The organism is Devosia faecipullorum (assembly GCF_015158295.1).
Taxonomy (GTDB): Bacteria; Pseudomonadota; Alphaproteobacteria; order Rhizobiales; family Devosiaceae; genus Devosia; species Devosia faecipullorum.
In genome coordinates, this window is record NZ_JACDXV010000005.1 from 132,679 (window position 1) to 151,755 (window position 19,077).

At 64.1% G+C, this 19,077-nt stretch carries 16 protein-coding genes; 4 read left to right on the top strand and 12 right to left on the bottom strand.

The genetic code is table 11. The features are described from left to right. Window positions 1-31 precede the first annotated feature (31 nt). The 4 genes from H0482_RS12455 to H0482_RS12470 form a co-directional block, all read right to left on the bottom strand. Window positions 32-862 carry a sugar phosphate isomerase/epimerase family protein gene (locus tag H0482_RS12455; RefSeq protein WP_193730386.1) on the bottom strand — a complete coding sequence of 277 codons (831 nt, stop codon included), beginning with the start codon at window positions 860-862 and terminating at the stop codon, window positions 32-34. 186 nt (window positions 863-1,048) lie between these two features. Then, window positions 1,049-2,113, bottom strand: coding sequence for a D-TA family PLP-dependent enzyme (locus tag H0482_RS12460; protein WP_193730387.1), 1,065 nt, complete (start codon window positions 2,111-2,113; stop codon window positions 1,049-1,051). Continuing rightward, complete coding sequence (locus tag H0482_RS12465) at window positions 2,110-2,883, bottom strand: SDR family oxidoreductase (protein WP_193730388.1); 774 nt, start codon at window positions 2,881-2,883, stop codon at window positions 2,110-2,112. The genes H0482_RS12460 and H0482_RS12465 overlap by 4 nt, the downstream gene beginning before the upstream one ends. Before the next feature lie 143 nt (window positions 2,884-3,026). Further along, a complete protein-coding gene (locus H0482_RS12470) occupies window positions 3,027-3,410 on the bottom strand; it encodes a RidA family protein (protein ID WP_193730389.1) in 384 nt (127 codons plus the stop codon). Between the two features lie 174 nt (window positions 3,411-3,584). On the opposite strand from H0482_RS12470, the gene H0482_RS12475 reads away from it, so the two are divergent. Beyond that, window positions 3,585-5,042, top strand: a complete 1,458-nt coding sequence (locus H0482_RS12475; RefSeq protein WP_193730390.1) for a M81 family metallopeptidase — start codon at window positions 3,585-3,587, stop codon at window positions 5,040-5,042. A 33-nt stretch (window positions 5,043-5,075) separates the two neighbouring features. Here H0482_RS12475 and H0482_RS12480 read toward each other — a convergent pair whose 3' ends face one another. Together H0482_RS12480 and H0482_RS12485 are read right to left on the bottom strand one after the other, a co-directional pair. Continuing rightward, window positions 5,076-5,507, bottom strand: coding sequence for a nucleoside deaminase (locus H0482_RS12480; protein WP_193730493.1), 432 nt, complete (start codon window positions 5,505-5,507; stop codon window positions 5,076-5,078). 20 nt (window positions 5,508-5,527) lie between these two features. After that, window positions 5,528-7,210, bottom strand: a complete 1,683-nt coding sequence (locus H0482_RS12485) for an alpha/beta hydrolase (RefSeq protein ID WP_193730391.1) — start codon at window positions 7,208-7,210, stop codon at window positions 5,528-5,530. Window positions 7,211-7,351: 141 nt separating this feature from the next. Here H0482_RS12485 and mutL point away from each other — a divergent pair, with 141 nt between their 5' ends. Continuing rightward, the gene (gene mutL / locus H0482_RS12490) at window positions 7,352-9,154 is read left to right on the top strand and encodes a DNA mismatch repair endonuclease MutL (protein WP_193730392.1); all 1,803 of its coding nucleotides are present in this window, start codon (window positions 7,352-7,354) and stop codon (window positions 9,152-9,154) included. Continuing rightward, complete coding sequence (locus tag H0482_RS12495; protein ID WP_193730393.1) at window positions 9,151-10,686, top strand: VOC family protein; 1,536 nt, start codon at window positions 9,151-9,153, stop codon at window positions 10,684-10,686. The genes mutL and H0482_RS12495 overlap by 4 nt, the downstream gene beginning before the upstream one ends. Window positions 10,687-10,790: 104 nt before the next feature. Here the strand turns inward: H0482_RS12495 and edd are convergent, their stop codons facing one another. The 4 genes from edd to H0482_RS12515 all read right to left on the bottom strand — a co-directional run bounded on the left by edd (window position 10,791) and on the right by H0482_RS12515 (window position 15,855). Beyond that, on the bottom strand, window positions 10,791-12,605 hold the full coding sequence (gene edd, locus H0482_RS12500) for a phosphogluconate dehydratase (RefSeq protein ID WP_193730394.1): 1,815 nt from the start codon (window positions 12,603-12,605) through the stop codon (window positions 10,791-10,793). Window positions 12,606-12,728: 123 nt separating this feature from the next. Further along, window positions 12,729-13,424, bottom strand: coding sequence for a 6-phosphogluconolactonase (gene pgl / locus H0482_RS12505; protein WP_407925724.1), 696 nt, complete (start codon window positions 13,422-13,424; stop codon window positions 12,729-12,731). A gap of 1 nt (window position 13,425) precedes the next feature. Beyond that, window positions 13,426-14,907 carry a glucose-6-phosphate dehydrogenase gene (gene zwf / locus H0482_RS12510; RefSeq protein WP_193730396.1) on the bottom strand — a complete coding sequence of 494 codons (1,482 nt, stop codon included), beginning with the start codon at window positions 14,905-14,907 and terminating at the stop codon, window positions 13,426-13,428. 12 nt (window positions 14,908-14,919) lie between these two features. Beyond that, a complete protein-coding gene (locus H0482_RS12515) occupies window positions 14,920-15,855 on the bottom strand; it encodes a BadF/BadG/BcrA/BcrD ATPase family protein (RefSeq protein WP_193730397.1) in 936 nt (311 codons plus the stop codon). 270 nt (window positions 15,856-16,125) lie between these two features. Between H0482_RS12515 and cobU the strand changes: the two genes are divergently transcribed. After that, the gene (gene cobU / locus H0482_RS12520) at window positions 16,126-16,665 is read left to right on the top strand and encodes a bifunctional adenosylcobinamide kinase/adenosylcobinamide-phosphate guanylyltransferase (protein ID WP_193730398.1); all 540 of its coding nucleotides are present in this window, start codon (window positions 16,126-16,128) and stop codon (window positions 16,663-16,665) included. Here the strand turns inward: cobU and cbiB are convergent. Then, window positions 16,652-17,614 carry an adenosylcobinamide-phosphate synthase CbiB gene (gene cbiB, locus H0482_RS12525; protein ID WP_193730399.1) on the bottom strand — a complete coding sequence of 321 codons (963 nt, stop codon included), beginning with the start codon at window positions 17,612-17,614 and terminating at the stop codon, window positions 16,652-16,654. The two genes, cobU and cbiB, sit on opposite strands and share 14 nt — an antisense overlap. 2 nt (window positions 17,615-17,616) lie before the next feature. After that, on the bottom strand, window positions 17,617-19,074 hold the full coding sequence (locus H0482_RS12530; protein WP_210319162.1) for a cobyric acid synthase: 1,458 nt from the start codon (window positions 19,072-19,074) through the stop codon (window positions 17,617-17,619). Window positions 19,075-19,077: the final 3 nt, after the last annotated feature.

Here is a 19,077-nt window from a genome sequence, read left to right on the forward strand (position 1 = left end):
ATGTTTCGACATAAACAGAGCGGTTTTCCGCTCAGCCGATGCGAGAGAGAATGAAGTCGCGTTCCTCGGCCAGGCCGGCCCATTCCTGGGGATGGTCCGCATCGAAAATCAACGTATAGGGGCCCTTGTAGCCGGCTTCCTCCGCTGCCGCGATGCAGAGGCCATAATCGGCCTCATCAAGCTGACCTGAGATAAAATTGGCCTTGGCGTGGCACAATTCGGCGCGCGGAAAGATGGATTTGAGGCCTTCATATTTGTCCGACCCTGTCCAGTTGCCGAAATCGGCGAGCAGTCCGATCTGGCCATCGAGCTGGTCGAGCAGAATATGGACGGCTTCCGGGGTGGAGAGCAGTTCGAACCAGTTTTCGGTGACGATCCGCATGGGGGAGCCGGCATTGGCGGCGAGCAGATGGCGGAAGCCTTCGACCGATCGTTCCAGGGCCTGGATGGAGGTCGGCTGCTTGCCGGCAATGACGCGGGCATTTTCCGCGCCCAGTTCATTGGCGACTTCGAGCCAGCCGGCGATCCAGCGTGTGTCGCGTTCGCCCACCAGCGGATCGGTCATGTCGCCGGCGTCGATCAGCAGCGTTTGCAGCGCAACGCCCGACACTTTCAGCTGGTCGCGCAATTCCCCGAGATAGATCGGATCGCGGCTGCGCAGGTGGAAGGAGACGATTTCCAGTCTTTTATAGCCGTGATTGGCGAGCATGGAGGGCAGGCCGAGCAGGGATTCCTCGCCGTCGCCATAAGTGTCCTCGCCATCGCTCACCGCATCGGTGGTGAGATCATGCGGATAGGTCGCGCCCAATAGACGGTGCAGCGACCAGGTGGAAACGGCAATGCGGCTTTCGGAATCGGCCATGATGCTCTCCTGTTGAAGGGCAGGATTTCATGCCGAGAGGGCGGGGGCAAGCCGAAGCCGAAACGTTTCCGGCCTATCTGGAATATGGTCCTGCGGCTTTGCCATGGGGCTTTATTGCCCGGACTGGCCGGGCAATGACGCTGGAAGGGAGGCATCGCGGCCGGTGTCAGCCGCGAAGGACGCGGCTCAATCCACTCGGCCCCGTGCGGCCACCCTCAGGGTTTCCACCAAGTCGCCATCGCGGATCAGATGGACCTGATCGAAGAGATTGCTCACCGGGCAACAATGATTGGGAATGATGCGAATGGTCTCGCCGATCCTGGGCTTGGTGGCGCAGGCGGAGACGTCGATCATGCCATGCTCCTCGCTGAGCCCGGTGACTTTCGCCTCGGGATAATCGACGACATAGCCGTGGCCGACCATGCCGAGCAGATCGCTGGTCAGCGCCTTGGTGCCGGCATCGATGATGGCGCGGTTCTCGGTGGGACGGGACACGATGGTGGCGAGGACGGTGAGGGCGCAATCATCATAGCTGGCCGCCCCCGCCGCGACCTGCGAGCGGTCCATGTAAATATAGGTGCCGGGACGATATTCGCTGGCAATGCCGGATGCGTCCTGCATGTTCCAGATGTCGGGCGTGCCGCCGGTGGTGATCGCGGGCACCGCAATGCCGCTGGCGGCGAACAGCGCGTTGGCCGAGGCCAGCCATTGATTGGCCTCGTGATATTTGCCAGCGGCGGGATAGGTCATGAGACCAGCAAATTCGAGACCGGGCGCGGCGATGATGTCTTTTGCCAGCGCCAGCGCCGCCTCCGGCGATTGCACGCCGCAACGACCCATGCCGGTATCGCATTCGACGAAGACGCCGAAACGATGGGCCGGATCGGTGAAGGTGGCGGCGAGCCCGGCGACGCAATCGGCACTGTCGGCCACGACGCGAATGGTGACGCGATCATGCAGGGCCTTGAGCCGAGCAAGCTTGGCCGGGCCGATGATGTTGAAGGTGAGCAGGAGGTCGGAGAGGCCCGCATCGGCCATGACCTCGGCCTCGCCCAGCTTCTGAACGGTAATGCCAACCGCCCCCAGCTCCACCTGCCGCCTGGCGAAATAGGGCAGTTTGTGGGTCTTGATATGGGGGCGCAATTTCAGCCCAGCGCGGTCCGCAGCGGCCTGCGCCTTGCTCAGATTGGCCTCGGCCCTGTCGAGATCGATCAGGACGGCAGGAGTATCGAGTTCGTTATAGCGGGTCATTTCGCCCTCAGTACCTCATTGACGAAACGCAGATTGCCCGAAGTCAGGCCCGCATCGACCGGGATGGTGACCCCGGTAATGCCGGAGGCGGCATCGGAGGCGAGAAAGAGCGCGGCATTGGCCACTTCCTCGGGACTGACCATGCGGCCCAGCGGATAATGCGGCAAGACTTTATCGAGCAATTGTGGATCGCCGGCGAGACGATGATCCCAGGCCGGAGTGCGGACCGATCCGGGCGCAACCACATTGGCGCGCACGCCCCGCTCGCCTCGCTCGACGGCAATGGCCTTGGCGTAGGCAAGCAGGCCCGCCTTGGCCGCCGAATAGGCCGGATTGCCGAAATGCTGGAGCGCATTGACCGAGGAGATGAAGACCACATTGCCCGCGCCACGCTCGGCCATGGCATTCACCACCGGATCGACCAGCGCATAGGCGCCATTGAGATTGATGGCCATTTCGCTGGCCCAGATCTCGTCATCGAGATGGCCGAAATGCTCGGCGCACGTAAAGCCCGCATTGGCGATCACCGCATCGGGCGCACCATGGGCGGCGATGTCGGCGGCAATTGCCGAGCGGGTGGATTTTGCATCGGACTGATCGAACAGGACGGTGCGCACCAAAGGCAGGCCGACCATCAGGGCGGAATCCCGGTCCGCGCCGACGACATTGGCGCCCGCCGCGTGAAAGGTTTCGACCAGAACCCGGCCGATGCCGCCGCCGGCGCCGGAAATAAGGACGGTCTTCCCGTCGAGACGGAAGGGATTGGTCATCGGCTCAATGTCTCCACCAATTCAATGCCACCCTCGGACCCGATCCGGGAGCCGGTGTCAACGCCCATCAGCAGCGCGGCGCCAATTGCAGACACCCTCGGGCCAGGCCCGAGGGTGAAAATACTGTCCGGTCAGGAACAGGTTTATGGACCCTTATAGGCGACGCAATCGATCTCGACCTTGCAATCGACCATCATATGGCTCTGCACGCAGGCGCGGGCCGGAGGATGCTCGCCGAAATAGCTTTTATAGACGGCGTTGAAGCTCCAGAAATCGCGCGGGTCATCGAGCCAGACACCGCAACGGACCACATGTTCGAGCCCGTAGCCGGCCTCTTCGAGTATGGCGATGACGTTCTTGATGGTGAGGTGAGTCTGCTCGATGATCCCGGTGCCGACGATCTCGCCGTCCTTCATCGCGACCTGGCCGGACACATAGAGCCAGCCGCCAGCCTCAACGGCGCGGGCGAAGGGCAGATTCTGGCCACCGGCCCCCGACTTTTCTGCACCGTAACGTTTGATCGACATGGGCTATCCCTCTCGAATATGAAATTTTCTTTCTCTCCTTAGCGTATTTCGAGGCAAGGATCGAGGAAATGACCGCAGAACCCGGCGCAAAATGTAAATTTCTTACGTGATCGGCGGCGCAGCTTGGTGTAGCGTCGCTCAACGCGCCCATGTGCTTCAGCCCGGATCAGTCTCTTGCGTGTCTTTACCGCCGCTCTCGCCACCGAAACAAATACATTTTCGCCCGTCGCCATCGACAAGAAGGCTTTTGAGGCATCGCTTCACGCCAAGCCGGGCCAGCACCCGGCCACGCCCACCCTGTGCACGGCGCCAATCACCGTGGGCCGCGAGGTTTGCGCGCGCGAGGGCTGGACGCTGATCGAGGGCAGCGCCAGCTGGGCCGATCCGGCCGGATTGGTGGCCCAATCCACCTATGAGGAATTGCGCGACGAAATCCTCGGGCAATTGCAGGCCGCCATGCCGGTGAACGGGGTGGTGCTGGGACTGCACGGCGCCATGGTGGCGCAGGGCTATGACGATCCCGAGGGCGATTTGCTGGCCCGGATTCGCGCCATTGTCGGTCCCGAGGTGCTGGTCTGCGCCGAACTCGACCCGCACAGCCATTTGACGGCAAAGCGCGCGGCGGCGGCGGACTTCTTCGTCTATTTCAAGGAATTTCCCCACACCGATTTCGTCGACCGCGCGCGCGACCTCTGGGCCATCGCGGCGCGGGCGCTCAAGGGCGAAATCAAGCCGGTGATGAGCATTTTCGATTGCCGGATGATCGACGTCTTCCCCACCTCCAAGCAGCCGATGCGCGGCTTCGTGGATCATCTCATGGCGCTGGAACGCTCGGAGCCGGGACTGCTTTCGCTATCGGTGGTGCATGGCTTCATGGCCGGCGACGTGCCGGAAATGGGCACCAAGCTGGTGGCGGTGACCGATGGCCAGAAGGAAATGGGCGCCGCCCTCGCCGAAAAACTGGGGCGCGAATTGTTCGCCATGCGCGGCACCTTCATGGTGAGCCAGGTGGATGAACAGGTGGCGGTGGACGCGGCGATTGCCGCGCCACGCGGGCCGGTGGTGATTGCCGATGTGTGGGACAATCCGGGCGGCGGCACCGCGGGCGACGCCACCGTGGTTCTGGCCGAACTGATAGAGCGCGGCGCGCAGGACGTGGCCGTGGGCACGATCTGGGATCCCATCGCGGTGCAGATCTGTTTCGCCGCAGGTGAAGGCGCGGAAATCATGCTGCGTTTCGGAGCCAAGTCAGCCCCCTTTACCGGCGATCCGATCGACAAGCGCGTTATCGTCAAGGCATTGAAGCGCAATGCCGAGATGAAGTTCGGCGAGAGCTTCGCGCCGTTCGGCGACGCAGCCTGGGTGCATTTCGAGGGGATCGACGTGATCCTCAATTCGACCCGCGCCCAGAGTTTCGACCCGAGCCTGTTCTCGGCGATGGGCATCGATCCGCAGCAGCGAAAAATCCTGCTGATCAAATCGACCAATCATTTCTACGATTCATTCTCCAAAATCGCTTCCGAGATCATCTATTGCTCGGCGGGCAAGCCCTATCCCAACCGGCCGGCGGAAACCGATTATCGCAAGGCGCGGCGGGATATCTGGCCGATGGTGGACAATCCCTGGGCGTGACCGGCGCGGTGGCGGGGTGACAGTGCCGGGCTTTCAGTCCCGGAGCTGGCGGAAAAATTCCACCAGCAGCTTTTCGGAGCGGGCGGCTGAGAGGCCGCCGATCACTTCGGGTCGATGGTGGCAGGTGGGCTGGTCGAACAGGCGAATGCCATTCTCCACCGCGCCGGCCTTGACGTCCTCGGCGGCGAAATAGACGCGGCGCAGGCGGGCATGGGCGATGGCGCCCGCACACATGGCGCAGGGCTCGAGCGTCACATAGAGGTCGCAGCCATCCAGCCGCCCGGTGCCACGCGCCGCCAGAGCCGCGCGAATGGCCAACATTTCGGCATGAGCGGTGGGGTCGCCCAGAGCCTGCATGCGATTGCGCTCGGCGGCCAGAACGCGATCGTTTTCCATCACCACCGCGCCGATGGGCGCTTCGCCACAGGCAGCCGCTTCCTCGGCGAGGCGCAGGGCCAGATCCATGGGCTTGTCGGAAAATTCGGTCACGGCGGGAACGGGGCGTAATCCTGGGGGTTGACGGCGCTCTTGAGAGCTTCGAGCCCGGCACGGGTCCAGCCCGGCGGCTGGGTGACCTCATACCAGGCGTCAATATAGTCGCGCGGCGAATAGACATGTCCATAACCGACCGGTGCCGTCTGCGACAGGGCCGTATCCAGCGCCAATTGCAGGAAGGTGACAAGCGGATACCAATTGAGCGCCGGCGACACATCGGGGCCGCGCGGGGCGGCAAACCAGGGCGGGCGCTGCCAATCGGCATCAAAGGAAAAGAAGACGATGGGGTCGCTCGCATATTGCAGGAAGACGATCCGCATCGGGCCCCATTCAAGACCGTCCCAATCCCTGGCTCCGGACTGGTTCATGAAGCGGATGGCGCTCGAATTGCCGAAGCGGGGCAGCCAGAACGGGCTATCGGGCTGGCGACCTTGAGTCACCCGGCTCCAGGTGGAACTGGAAAAGGGCGGACCGGCCCAGAGCGCGCCATCGAAGGGGTCGCCCAGAACATCATAAACGGTGGTGGAATTCTGCGAGGCGAGCGCGCCCAGGCTGAGACCGTAGAGATAGAGGGAAGGTCGGCTCTCCGGCGGCAGGTCGGTCCAATAGGCATAGACGATATCGAACAGCGCCTGGGCGGTTTCGCCGCCATAATTGGGCTCGACCAGCAGCGACAACGCGCTGGTGAGATAGGAATATTGCACCGCGACGCTGGCGACATCGCCATCATGGAGGATTTCGAGCATGTCGATGCCGGCGCGGTCGACCCAGCCGGTGCCCACCGGCATGATCAGCACCAGCACCGAGCGCTCGAATGCCCCGACACGCAAGAGTTCGTCCAGCGCCAGCTGGGCGCGGGCCTCGACGCTGGGCGCCGAGCGCAGGCCCACATAGGTGCGCAGCGGCTCAATCGCGGGCCGGCCAGTCAGGGCGGTGATGTCCGCCGCCGCCGGGCCGGATTGCACATAGATGCGCGAATCCTTGCCGATGGTTTCCCATTCGATCAGCGATTGGGCGCTGCCGGTCTTGTCCGGCTCAGCGGGCGGGGCATCGTCGGTCGAGACCAAAGCATCGAGCCGTTCATAGAAATTGTCGGCAACCCGCAGGGCGTTACGCCAGAAGAGGTTATTGACCAGAATGCTGACCGCGATGGCGACGAGCAAAGTGGCCAGAACCAGAGCGGCTCGGCGCGGCAGAAGCGGGGCGAGCCAGCCCCAGACCAGCCGGATCAGCCGCACCATCAGCCTGCCCAGCACCATGAGCACAATGGCGATGGGCAGGGCCATGGCCGCGATCAGGAGTGGCTGGGACTGGTCCACCGGCGGCATGTGCATGACGGCACGAACCGAATTCTGCCAGGTATTCGCATAGGACAGGGCCAGGACCACCAGCGCCAGGGCGACCAAGGCCACCACGATGCCCATGGCCCGCGTCACCCTTCCGGGCGGCACGTGCAACCCGAGAAAGCCCCAGAGCCAATGGGCCAGATTGCCGAGGCCATAGCCGATGGCAAAGCAGCAGCCCGAGAGGATGCCTTGCACGATTTCGGTGCGCGGCAAGAGCGAAGGCGTGAGCGAGAGGGTAAAGAAGACCGCGCCGACCAGAAGGCCGGGCATGGAGAAATTGTCCGCCAGCCAATCCCAGAAGACATTGGCACGCTGGACCCATGGCATGCGGATTCGGCCGGACCCTTGGTTCATTGGCCTAGGTGAACCGGCGGAGCCCTTCTGGTCAATCGGTCTGGGCACAATTGATGCAAGCGGGTCGGAATATGCCCTGCCCTACCCTATATTGGCGGCAGAGGAGAATCGCCCTTGTCCATACGCCAATTGCCCGAAGACCTGATCAACCGCATCGCCGCCGGCGAAGTGGTGGAACGGCCGGCCAGCGTGGTCAAGGAATTGGTGGAAAACTCCATCGATGCCGGGGCGCGGCGCATTGTCGTCACCACCGCCAATGGCGGCATGGACCTGGTCCGCATCGCCGATGATGGCCACGGCATGGACCGGGACGACCTGATCCTGTCGGTGGAGCGGCACGCCACTTCGAAATTGTCGGCGGACGATCTCGATGACATCCGCACGCTGGGTTTCCGGGGCGAGGCGCTGGCCTCCATCGGCTCGGTGGCGCGGCTTTCGGTGGCCTCGCGCCCGGCGGAAGCCGAAAGCGGCCTCGTCCTTGTGGTCGACAATGGCCGCCGCTCGGGGCCGATGCCGCAGGCGATGAACCGGGGCACGGTGATCGAGGTGCGCGACCTGTTCGCCCAGGTGCCGGCGCGGCGGAAATTCTTGAAGGGCGTGCGCGCCGAAAGCTCCGCCATCACCGATACGGTCAAGCGGCTCGCCATGGCCAATCCGCAGGTCCATTTCGTGCTGGAAGGCGCCGACCGCAGCGCCTCGAACTGGCCTGCAATCAGCGGCGAGGGCGCGCTGGAAGCGCGGCTCGGGCAGGTGATGGGCGCAGATTTCGTCGAAAACGCCGTGCCGCTGGCTCTGGCTCGACATGGCGTGGTGGTGGCCGGGCTTGCGGGCCTGCCGACCTATACGCGGGCCAATTCACTCAGCCAGTTCTATTTCGTCAATGGCCGCTCGGTGCGCGACAAGGTGCTGGTGGGCGCCGTGCGGGCGGCCTTTGCCGATTATACCTTTCGCGACCGCTTTCCGGTGGTGGCGCTCTATCTGGCCATCGACCCGGGCGAGGTGGACGTCAATGTGCATCCCGCCAAGGCCGAATTGCGCTTTCGCGACCAGGGCGCGGTGCGGGGCGCGGTGATCAAGGCCATCGGCATGGCTTTGGCCGCTGCCGGCTTCAAGGCCTCGAGCAGCGTGGCCGACGATATTCTGGGGGCCTTTGCTGCGCCAGAAATGGAGCGAGCCGCGCCAACATCGATGCCGATGCCAGCGAGTGCGGCGCATTATGGCTGGCGCAATGAGCGGGCCCCACTCCATCTCGACACGAGGCCAGGTCAATTGTCCGGCTTCACCGAACCGAGCGGCAGGGTGGAAAGCGTCGACATCGCGCTGGACGCTGTCGATTATCCGCTGGGCACGGCGCGGGCGCAGATGTTTGACAACTACATCATCGCGCAGAACGATACCGGTCTGCTGCTGGTGGACCAGCACGCCGCCCATGAGCGGCTGGTCTATGAGCGGTTCAAGGCGCAGATGGCGGAAGGCATCGTGCCGAGCCAGGCGCAATTGATCCCGGTGATCGTGGAATTGCCGGAGGAGGATTGCGCCCGGCTGGAAGAGGCGGCGCCGGAGCTGGAAAAATTCGGGCTCTATCTCGACCGTTTCGGGCCGCGCGCCATTGCCGTGCGCGAAACCCCGGCACTTCTCGGCAATACCGACATTTCCGGCCTTGTCCGCGACCTGGCCGATGGCCTCGCCGAATGGGACAGCGCCGCCGCCTTGACCGGGCGAATGGAAGCCATCATCGCCCGCATGGCCTGCCACGGATCGGTGCGCAGCGGCAGGCGGCTGCGGGTGGACGAAATGAACGCCCTGCTCCGCGACATGGAGGCCGTGCCCCATTCGGGCCAGTGCATCCATGGCAGACCGACTTATGTCGAACTCAAAAAGGGCGATATCGAGCGCCTGTTCGGGAGAAGCCGATGATTTCCGGCATTCATCACGTCACCCTGATCACCGGCGATGTGCAGGCCAATGTGGATTTTTACGCCGGGTTCCTGGGCATGCGTCTGGTCAAGCGCACCGGCGGTTATGAGGATGCGCGGCAATTGCACCTGTTCTACGGGGATTATGCCGCGACGCCGGGCGCGCTGGTGACGTTTCTGGTCTGGCCGGGCGGTTCAGCGGGCCAGGCGGGCGCCGGGCAGGTCAGCGAGATGGCGCTGACCATTGCACCGGGTTCGATCGGGTTCTGGCTGGAACGGGCGCTGAGCCATCAGGTCAAGGTCGAGGGTACGGGGCAGGAATTCGGCGAGACCGTGCTGCGCCTGCGCGACCCCGACAATGTGCTCATCAAGCTGGTCAGCGCCGACCTGCCGGTCTTGCCGATGCCGGAAAGCGACATTCCGGCGGAACACCGGATCAGGCGCATTCGCGGGGTGACCCTGCTCTCGATCGTGCAGGAGGAAACCAGCGGCTTCCTCACGCGCTATTTCGGCTTTCGGCCCGGTCCGGTCGACGGGAAAACCCAGCGGCTCATTTCCGATATGGGCGATGTGATCGATGTGCGCGACGCGGCCGGGTTCTGGGCGGGCGCAGCGGGAACCGGCACGGTGGACCATGTGGCGTTGCGGGCGCGGGACGGAGAGCAGGTCGAGGCGGTGGAGCGAGAATTACGCCAGCGCAATTCGAGCCTGACCAATCTGCATGACCGGCACTATTTCACCTCGCTCTATGTGCGCGAGCCCGGCGATGTACTGATCGAAATGGCCAGCGACGGGCCCGGCTTCACGCTGGACGAAACTTTGGAGAGCCTCGGCACGACGCTGTTCGTGCCGCCGGACACGCCGGATGAAGAGGCAATCAAGGTGATGCTGCCGCAATTCGGGCTGCCCGGGGATGAGCGCGTCATCTATCGCGATCTGATCTATACGCATCGCTTCTTCACGCCTGATAGGCCGGATGGCTCGACCCTCATCCTACTGCATGGCACCGGCGGGGATGAAGCCGATCTCATGCCGCTGGCGCATAAGGCGGCGCCGGAAGCAACGCTGCTGGGGATGCGCGGCCGCAGCACCGAAGATGGCACAAGGCGCTGGTTCCGCGCCTTCGGCCCGGCCATTTTCGATCAGAAGGACGCCCGCTTCGAGGCCGGGGCGCTGCATGCATTTTTCGAGGAGGCCGCCGGCGCCTACCGGCTGGACCGGGAAAAACTCGTGGCGCTGGGCTATTCCAACGGCGCCAACCTGCTGGGAGTGGCCATGCTGCTGCATCCGGACATGGTGCGGCGCGCCGTGCTCCTGCGCCCGGTCATGGTGCTCGATGCAGCGCCGGAGGTTGATCTGTCAGGCGTTGCGGTGCTGGTCGTGCTCGGGGAGAAGGACGCGTTCCGCGCGCAGGGCGAAAAGCTGGTGGAGGTCTTGCGGGCAGCCGGCGCCGAGGTGAGCGTTGCCGTGCTGCGCCAGGGCCATGAACTGAGCCCGGAGGATGCCGGGGCCATTGCCGACTGGCTCGGCTGAAGGCTGGCGGCCCGGCTTACCCAGGATGGATTGCCCGGACAAGCCGGGCAATGACGTTAGAATGGAGGGCGCACAAGAGGCCCTCGCACAAAGCAAATCCGCTATCAGCCAAATACGCTGGCGCCGCGATCGGCAACGCCGACGAGGCTGCGGAAACCGCCAAAGAGTTCGCGACCCATGCCGAAATGCTGGGAGCGCAAATCCTCGGTGGCCGGAGTGCGGGAGAAGAATTCCTTCTCGTCGCCCAGGAAGGTCAGCGTTCCCTCACTGGCGTCCAGCCGGATCATGTCGCCATCGCGGATCTTGCTGATCGGACCACCATCGAAGGCTTCGGGGGTCATGTGGATGGCGGCGGGCACCTTGCCGGAGGCGCCGGACATGCGGCCATCGGTGAGGAGCGCAACCTTGAAACCGCGATCCTGCAAGACGCCGAGGGCCGGCGTCAGCTTGTGCAATTCGGGCATGCCAATGGCCTTGGGGCCGGAGAAGCGCACCACGGCGATGACGTCGCCGGTCAGTTCGCCCGCCTTGAAGGCGGCCTGCAGGCCTTCCTGGCCATGGAAGACGCGCGCCGGCGCTTCGATGACGCGATGCTCGGGCTTGACCGCCGACACCTTGATGACCGAACGGCCCAGATTGCCCTTGAGCAGCTTCAGCCCGCCCGTCTGCTGGAACGGGGCCTTGGTGCTGGTCAGCACTTTCGGCAAGGCGCTTTCGGCCGGGGCGGGTTCGAAGGACAATTGATCCTCGACCAGCTTGGCTTCCACCGTGTAGCCGGAAAGGCCCGTGCCCCAGACGGTCTTGACGTCCTCGTGCAGATAACCGTCCTCGAGCAATTCCTTGATCAGATAGCCCATGCCGCCGGCAGCGTGGAAATGGTTCACGTCGGCAAGGCCATTGGGATAGACGCGCGCCAGCAGCGGGGTGGCGTCGCTGAGATCGCTCATATCGTCCCAGGTGACGTGGAGCCCGGCGGCGGCGGCCATGGCGATCAGGTGCATGGTGTGATTGGTAGAGCCGCCGGTGGCGTGCAGGCCGACCAGCCCGTTGACGATGGCCTTCTCGTCCATGATGTGGCCGATTGGGGTGTAATTATTGCCCTGGGCCGTGAGGGACAAGGCGCGCCTCGTCGCCTCGCGGGTCAGCGCGTCGCGCAGCGGCGTGCCGGGATTGACGAAGCTCGAACCCGGCAGGTGCAGGCCCATGATCTCCATCAGCATCTGGTTGGAATTGGCGGTGCCGTAGAAGGTGCAGGTGCCGGGAGAGTGGTAAGACTTGCTCTCGGCTTCCAGCAATTCGGCGCGGCCGACCTTGCCTTCCATATAGAGCTGGCGAACCTTGCTCTTTTCGTCATTGGGCAGGCCCGAGGTCATGGGACCGGCCGGGATGAACACTGCCGGAAGATGGCCGAAGGACAGCGCACCGATGACGAGGCCCGGCACGATCTTGTCGCAGATGCCCAGGAAAACGGCGGCGTCGAACATGTTATGGCTGAGCGAGATGGCAGTGGCCATGGCGATGACGTCGCGGGAGAACAGCGAGAGGTCCATGCCCGGCTGGCCTTGCGTCACGCCATCGCACATGGCCGGCACGCCACCGGCCACCTGCGCGGTGGCGCCGATGTCGCGGGCTGCCTGCTTGATGATGTCGGGATAGAATTGATAGGGCTGATGGGCGCTCAGCATATCGTTATAGGAATTGACGATGCCCAGATTGAGCGCCTTGTCGCCCGCCAGCGCCGCCTTTTCGGACGGGGCGCAGGCGGCAAAACCATGGGCGAGATTGCCACAGGACAGCGCCGAGCGATGGACGCCCTGCGCCTTGGCCGCATCGAGCCGGTTGAGATAATCGCGCCGGGTGTCGCGGCTGCGCGCGGCAATGCGGTCGGTCACGTCCTGAATAGCCTGACGGACGGTCATGGCAAGTCTCCATTGCTGGCAAGGGCGCGCCAAAGGGGGGCCGCTGGCGCGCTTGATCCTTGCATCAAAAACTGGCTCTCCAATGGCGGCCAGGGCGGTCGATTGGGGACCGCCCCAGGGGCCTTATGGACACCAGTAAACTGAAATCGGCGCGCCGGAGCGCAGCACGGCCCTGATGGGCATATCCTCTATTGCGCCTTCGCCCAGCGCCTTGTCCAGCACCTCCGCCTTTTCGGCGCCTTCGATGTGCAGATAAAGGCCGTCGGTAGCCAGCAGGCGCGGCAGGGTGAAGGTGACGCGCGGCTCGCCGGCGCCGGGAGCGCGAATGGCCAGCGTCGGCCCCGGGGAAGTCAGCGCCTCGGAAAGGGTGTCGCCGCCCGGAAAGAACGAGGCGGTATGTCCGTCATTGCCCATGCCGAGAATGACCGCGGCGAAAGGCTGCGGCAATTCGGCCATCAGGGCATTGGTCTTGCCGATGGCTTCGGGCGTCGGCTCGTCGCCGCCCGAATAGAGCGGGAAGAAGCGCGCCGTGGCGGCGGGGCCCTGCAGCATCTTTTCGTTGACGAGGCCGGCATTGGAGCGGTCGCTGGTTTCGTCGACCCAGCGCTCGTCCACCAGCGTCACCACCACCTTGTCCCAGTCGATATCCTTGGTCTTGCCCAGGGCCTGGAAGAATTTTGCCGGCGTCGACCCGCCACTGACGGCAATGGACGCGGCGCCGCGCGCGGCGATGGCGGCGCGGATGCGGTCGGCGACGGATTCGGCCAATTCCTTAGCCAATGTCGGCTTGTCGGCAAAGCTGCGGCGGTCGATGCTCACCTTAATTATTCCCCTCATACCAGGATCGGCCATCGCGCTCGATCAGCGCCACGGCCCCACTCGGGCCCCAGGTTCCGGCAGTATAGGTCTGGGGCGGTTCGCTGGCGCGGTTCCACGCCTCGCGGATCGGATCGACCCATTGCCAGGCCGCTTCCAGTTCGTCGCGGCGCATGAACAGGGTCTGGCTGCCGCGAATGACGTCCATGAGCAGGCGCTCATAGGCTTCGGGCGTGCGTTCGTCGAAGGTTTCGGCGAAGGACAGGTTGAGCGGCACTTCGCGCAGGCGCATGCCGCCCGGGCCGGGATCCTTGATCATCATCATCAGCTTGACGCCTTCATCGGGCTGCAGGCGAAGGATGAGCTTGTTGGGCCTGGGCGCGCCTTCGGCATGATCGAAGATCGAATGCGGAATGGGCTTGAACTGGATGCAGATCTCGGAGACGCGCTCGGCCATGCGCTTGCCGGTGCGCAGATAGAAGGGCACGCCGGCCCAGCGCCAATTGTCGATATGGGCCTTCATAGCCACGAAGGTCTCGGTGCGGCTGCCTTTCTTGTCCTCGGGCAATTCGTCCTGATAGGAGGCGACGGAAGCGGTTTCCGAGGTGACGCCGCGATATTGGCCGCGCACCGTTTCCCGCGCCACTTCGCCATTGGCGATGGGGCGGAGAGCGCGCAGCACCTTGAGCTTTTCGTCGCGCAGCGCATTGGCGTCGTCGCTGGCGGGCGGCTCCATGGCCACCAGGCACAGCAATTGCAGCATGTGGTTCTGGATCATGTCGCGCAGCGCGCCGCTCTCGTCGTAATAGCCGCGAGTGCCGGCGCCGACGCTTTCGGCCACGGTCAATTGCACGTGATCGATATGGGCCGAGTTCCAGACCGGCTCGAACAGCGTATTGGCAAAGCGCAGGGCAAGCAGGTTCTGCACCGTTTCCTTGCCGAGGTAATGATCGATGCGATAGACCTGATCTTCCTTGAAGATCTTGGCGACGCCATCATTGATTTCCTGGCTGGACGCCAGATCGTGGCCCAGCGGCTTTTCGATCACCACGCGGGCGTCGCGGCGATAAAGCTTCTTGTTGTGCAGATATTCGGCGATGGGCTCGAACAGATCGGGCGCGACGGCGAGATAGAAAGCGCGCACCACCTTGGGATCGTCGCGCAGGGCCGCGCCGAGATCGCCCGATTCATCGGGCTTGCTGGCATCGACCGGCACATAGGTACATATCTTGACGAAGCGCTCGATGGTGTCGGCGTCCTGATAGTCCTTCTCGACGAATTGCCCGAGCGCGTCGCGCACTTGCTTTTGAAAATCGGCCTCGCTCAGCTTGGACCGGGACGCGCCGATAATGCGGCTCTGCTCATCGAATTGTCCGTCCATGAAGCGGTGATAAAGCGCCGGCACCAGCTTGCGCTTGGTCAGATCGCCGGTGGCGCCAAAGACCACATAGTCGAAAGGCTGGACGGGAATGATGCGGCTGGACAATGGGGCAGTCCCTTAGTTCGAGGCGAAATTCTGCCGGGCGAGAATGATTGCGCCATGCAGGGGTTCGTATTTGGGCAGGGCGACAAAGCCGCCGAAACGCTGTTGCAGGTTCGGGAACAGGCGCTGACCGAGACCACCGACAATGGCCATAATTCCGGCGCCATGCGCCTTGAACCATTTCACATAGGTATCGATATAGCCCAGCTCAATATCGAGCAATTTGAGCGCGACCGGATCGTGCTTTTCAAGATGCTCGAAAAACAGCGGCATGAGCTTGCCATATTCACCCGGGGCGCGGCCGATCAACGCATCGTCTTCCGAGCCGTGGTCGCTTTCCAGCCGCAAATCCAGTTCGGTGGCGAAGGCCCAGGTCATGACCGCCTGATTGGACCCGCCCAGCGCCGCGATCACCGCCTCGGTCAGCGGCGAAGGTTCGAGCAGCCCGTCGGCGGCCTCGACGGCGTAGCGCGCCAGTTCCCGGCCCAGAATGGCGCCGCTCATCTGGTCACCGATGTGAAAGCCCCAGCCGCCGGCCTGATAGCGGCGACCGCCGACGATGGACATGGCAGCCGAGCCGGTGCCGATGATGACCACCCCGCCCTCTTCGCCGCCCAGCGCCCCGGCATGAGCAATATCGATGTCGTCATAGACGGTGACGCCGGCAAAGGGCCAGGCGCGCGCTGCGAAGGCGGCGCGGGCCGAATCCATGCGCCCGCCGGCCATGCCGAAACAGGCATAGGTATTGGCGGTTTCGGCATAGTCGATGCCCGCCGCCTTGAAAACGTCACGGGTGCCCTCGACAATCGCCTTATAGGCCGGCTCGCCTCCATCGATCTGAAGATTGGAGCGGCCGTTCTTCACCTCGGCCAGCGTTTCCAGATCAGCATTGGCGAGGCGCACACGGCAATTGGTGCCACCACCATCGACGCCAAGGTAATATCGCGGCACGAACGGCAACTCCGTGGGTCGGGGGGACAGGGCGGCGGCAGGACTCGGCGGCCCAATCCCGGATTAGGGGGTCAATTCGGCGCGGACCATAATGCGAAAGATGCTAAGACGAAAGTATCATATAGCAGAAATCGTTCGGTCCGAGCGCCGCGGGTGCATAGCATGTCGAGGACGCGCTGCCGATAGGGAACAGCTTGCGGCCACATATCGTTGCAGCCAAGCTCGTCAACAGCGATCCGGAAGCGACGAACCGAAGTGAAGGAAGGGATCATGACACGACATTGCCTGGTTCTGGGCGGGGCGCGCTCCGGCAAGACGGCCTTTGCCGAAAGACTGGCCCTGCATTCGGGCGCAAGGCCGGCATATCTGGCGACGGCTTCGGTTCTGGACGATGAAATGCGCGCGCGGGTGGACAGCCATCAGGCGCTGCGAGGGGCACGTTTTACGACGATGGAGGAGCCGCTGGACGTGTCGCGGGCCATTGTCGCGGCGGGTGCCGATCATGACGTCATCCTCGTCGACTGCCTGACGCTGTGGATCACCAATCTGCTGATGGCCAATGCGGATGTTGCCAGTGCCGTGGGCGAATTGTGCGCCACATTGATGGAATTCCGGCAGGCCAAGGTGATCCTGGTGTCGAACGAGGTCGGCCTCGGCATCGTGCCCGACAATGCCATGGCCCGGACCTTTCGCGATCTGGCCGGTTCGGCGCATCAGCGGCTGGCCGAGGTTTGCGAAGACGTCTATTTCGTCGCGGCGGGACTCAGCCTCACCATGAAGGGCGAGGCGCCCGCGCTCAGCGGAACATGAGGATGATCGCCAGAGCCGCGCTGAGGGCCAGCAGCACATCGAGCGTCCGCCGATAGAGCAGCAGCGCCAGCATGATGTCGCTGGCGCCCAGTGACGATTTGCCCGTGCCGAAGGCCGGCAGGTCGATCACCTCGCCGTCATAGGCGCGCGGGCCGCCGAGCTGGAAATTGAGGGCGCCGGCAAAGGCGGCTTCGGGCCAGCCGGCATTGGGCGATTCGTGCTTGCGGGCATCGCGCCGCGCAATGGCCCAGGCCTTGGACGGGCTGGCGCCGGGCACGAAGAAGCAGGCCAAGGTAATAAAAATGGCGGTGAGGCGGGCCGGGAGCCAGTTGAGCACATCGTCCAGTTTCGCGGCGGCCCAGCCATAATCGCGATAGCGCGCATTGAGATGGCCGATCATGGAATCGGCGGTATTGACGGCCTTGTAGAGCGCGATGCCGGGCAGGCCGAACAGAACCAGGAAGAACCACGGCGCGACGACGCCGTCCGAGGTGCTTTCAGCCAGCGTCTCGACCGCAGCGCGGGCAATGCCGGCCTCGTCGAGCATCTGCGGATCGCGGCCGACAACGTGGCTTACCGCTTCGCGCCCGGCGGCGAGCGATTGCCGCAGGGTCTCGGATACGGCCCTGACGGCGCGGCCCAATTCCTTCTGCGCCAGAAAAGCCGTTGCCAGCAGCATTTCCAGCAACCAGCCAAAGGGTAGCCAGGACAGGATGGTGCTGATGCCGATGGTCACGATCAGGACGGAAAGGAGCAGCAGGCCGAGCGCGACGATGCCCGCCAGCCGGCGCTGGTCGGCGCTGCGGCTTTCATTATTAAGGCGGCTCTCGCAAAAGCCGATCAACCGGCCGAACCAGATGACCGGATGGCCGATGGTTTCGGTCAGTTTCTGCGGATAGCCGAAGCGGCGCTCCAGCGCCAAGGCAAGCGGTGCGATCAGCGTTTCCATGTCTAGACCTTCACTTGCGCGGCGAGAGACAGCAGATTGTCGATGTCGAGGTGCTTTTCCAGATGCCGGGCCAGCCCGTCAAGCACCGCCTCGATCCCGGCTTCATAAGCGAGATCGGCACTGGCCGGCTGGCCGAGAAAGGCGCGGCGGAAGCCATCGGCGGCAAAAAGCCCGTGCAGATAAGTGCCCATAATACGGCCATCGGCGCTGATTGCCCCTTCCGGTTCGGCGCCGACCCGCGCGAAGGGAATGGCGCGCGCTGGCCCCTCGGTCACGCCCATATGCATGTGATAGCCGGTCAGGTTCTCGCCGCTCGGGGCATGAATGGCCGCTTCGACGCGCAATTGCTTGACCGGGGCGAGGACGGTGTCGAGATCGAGCAGGCCGAGGCCAGGACTGGTTCCGGGCGCACCCTCGATGCCGTCGGGATCGGCGATCTGGCGCCCGAGCATCTGGTAGCCGCCACAAATGCCCAGGACGAAACCGCCGGCGCGGTGATGGGCGGCGATGTCGATGTCCCAGCCATTGGCGCGCAGAAATTCGAGATCGGCACGCGTCGCCTTGGAGCCGGGCAGGATGATCAGATCGGCATGACGCGGCATGGCATTGCCGGGCTGGACCAAAGTCAGGGTGACGCCCGGTTCGGCGCGGAGCGGATCGAGATCGTCGAAATTGGCGATGCGCGGCAGGCGCGGCACGGCGATGTGGAAAGCCCCCTGCCCGCTCGAAAGACTATCGAGCGCCAGCGCATCCTCGGCGGGGAGGCGCGCGGCTTCGGCGAAATGCGGCACCGGGCCGAGACAGGGACGGTGGGTGCGGGCTTCGAGAAAAGCCTTGCCGCTTTCGAACAGGGCCGGATCGCCGAAGAATTTGTTGATGAGGCTGGCGCGGACCAGGGCGGCATCGTCCGGATCGATCACCGCCAGCGTGCCGACAAGCGAGGCAATGACGCCGCCGCGATGAATGTCGCCGATCAACACGACCGGAATATCGGCGGCGCGGGCGAAGCCGAAATTGGCAATGTCGCCTTGCCGCAAATTGACCTCGGAGGCGCTGCCCGCGCCTTCCACCAGCACATAGTCAGTATCGCGGGCGAGTTCGGAAAAGGCGGCGAGCACTTCGGGCATGAGCTGGGCGCGGTCGGCCCAATATTGGCGGGCCGTGAGGCTGGCGCGGCGCTGGCCGCGCACGATGATTTGGGAGCCGGTTTCGCCTTCCGGCTTGAGCAGAACCGGGTTCATCGCCGTGACGGGCAGCTTGCGGGCAGCGCGTGCCTGCAAGGCCTGCGCCCGGCCGATTTCGCCGCCATCCTCGGTGACGGCGGCATTATTGCTCATGTTCTGCGGCTTGAAGGGGGCGACGGAGAGGCCGCGATTGGCCAGCGCGCGGCAAAGGCCGGCCACGATCAGCGATTTGCCGACATCGGAGCCTGTACCCATGAACATGATGGCTTTGGTCATGGC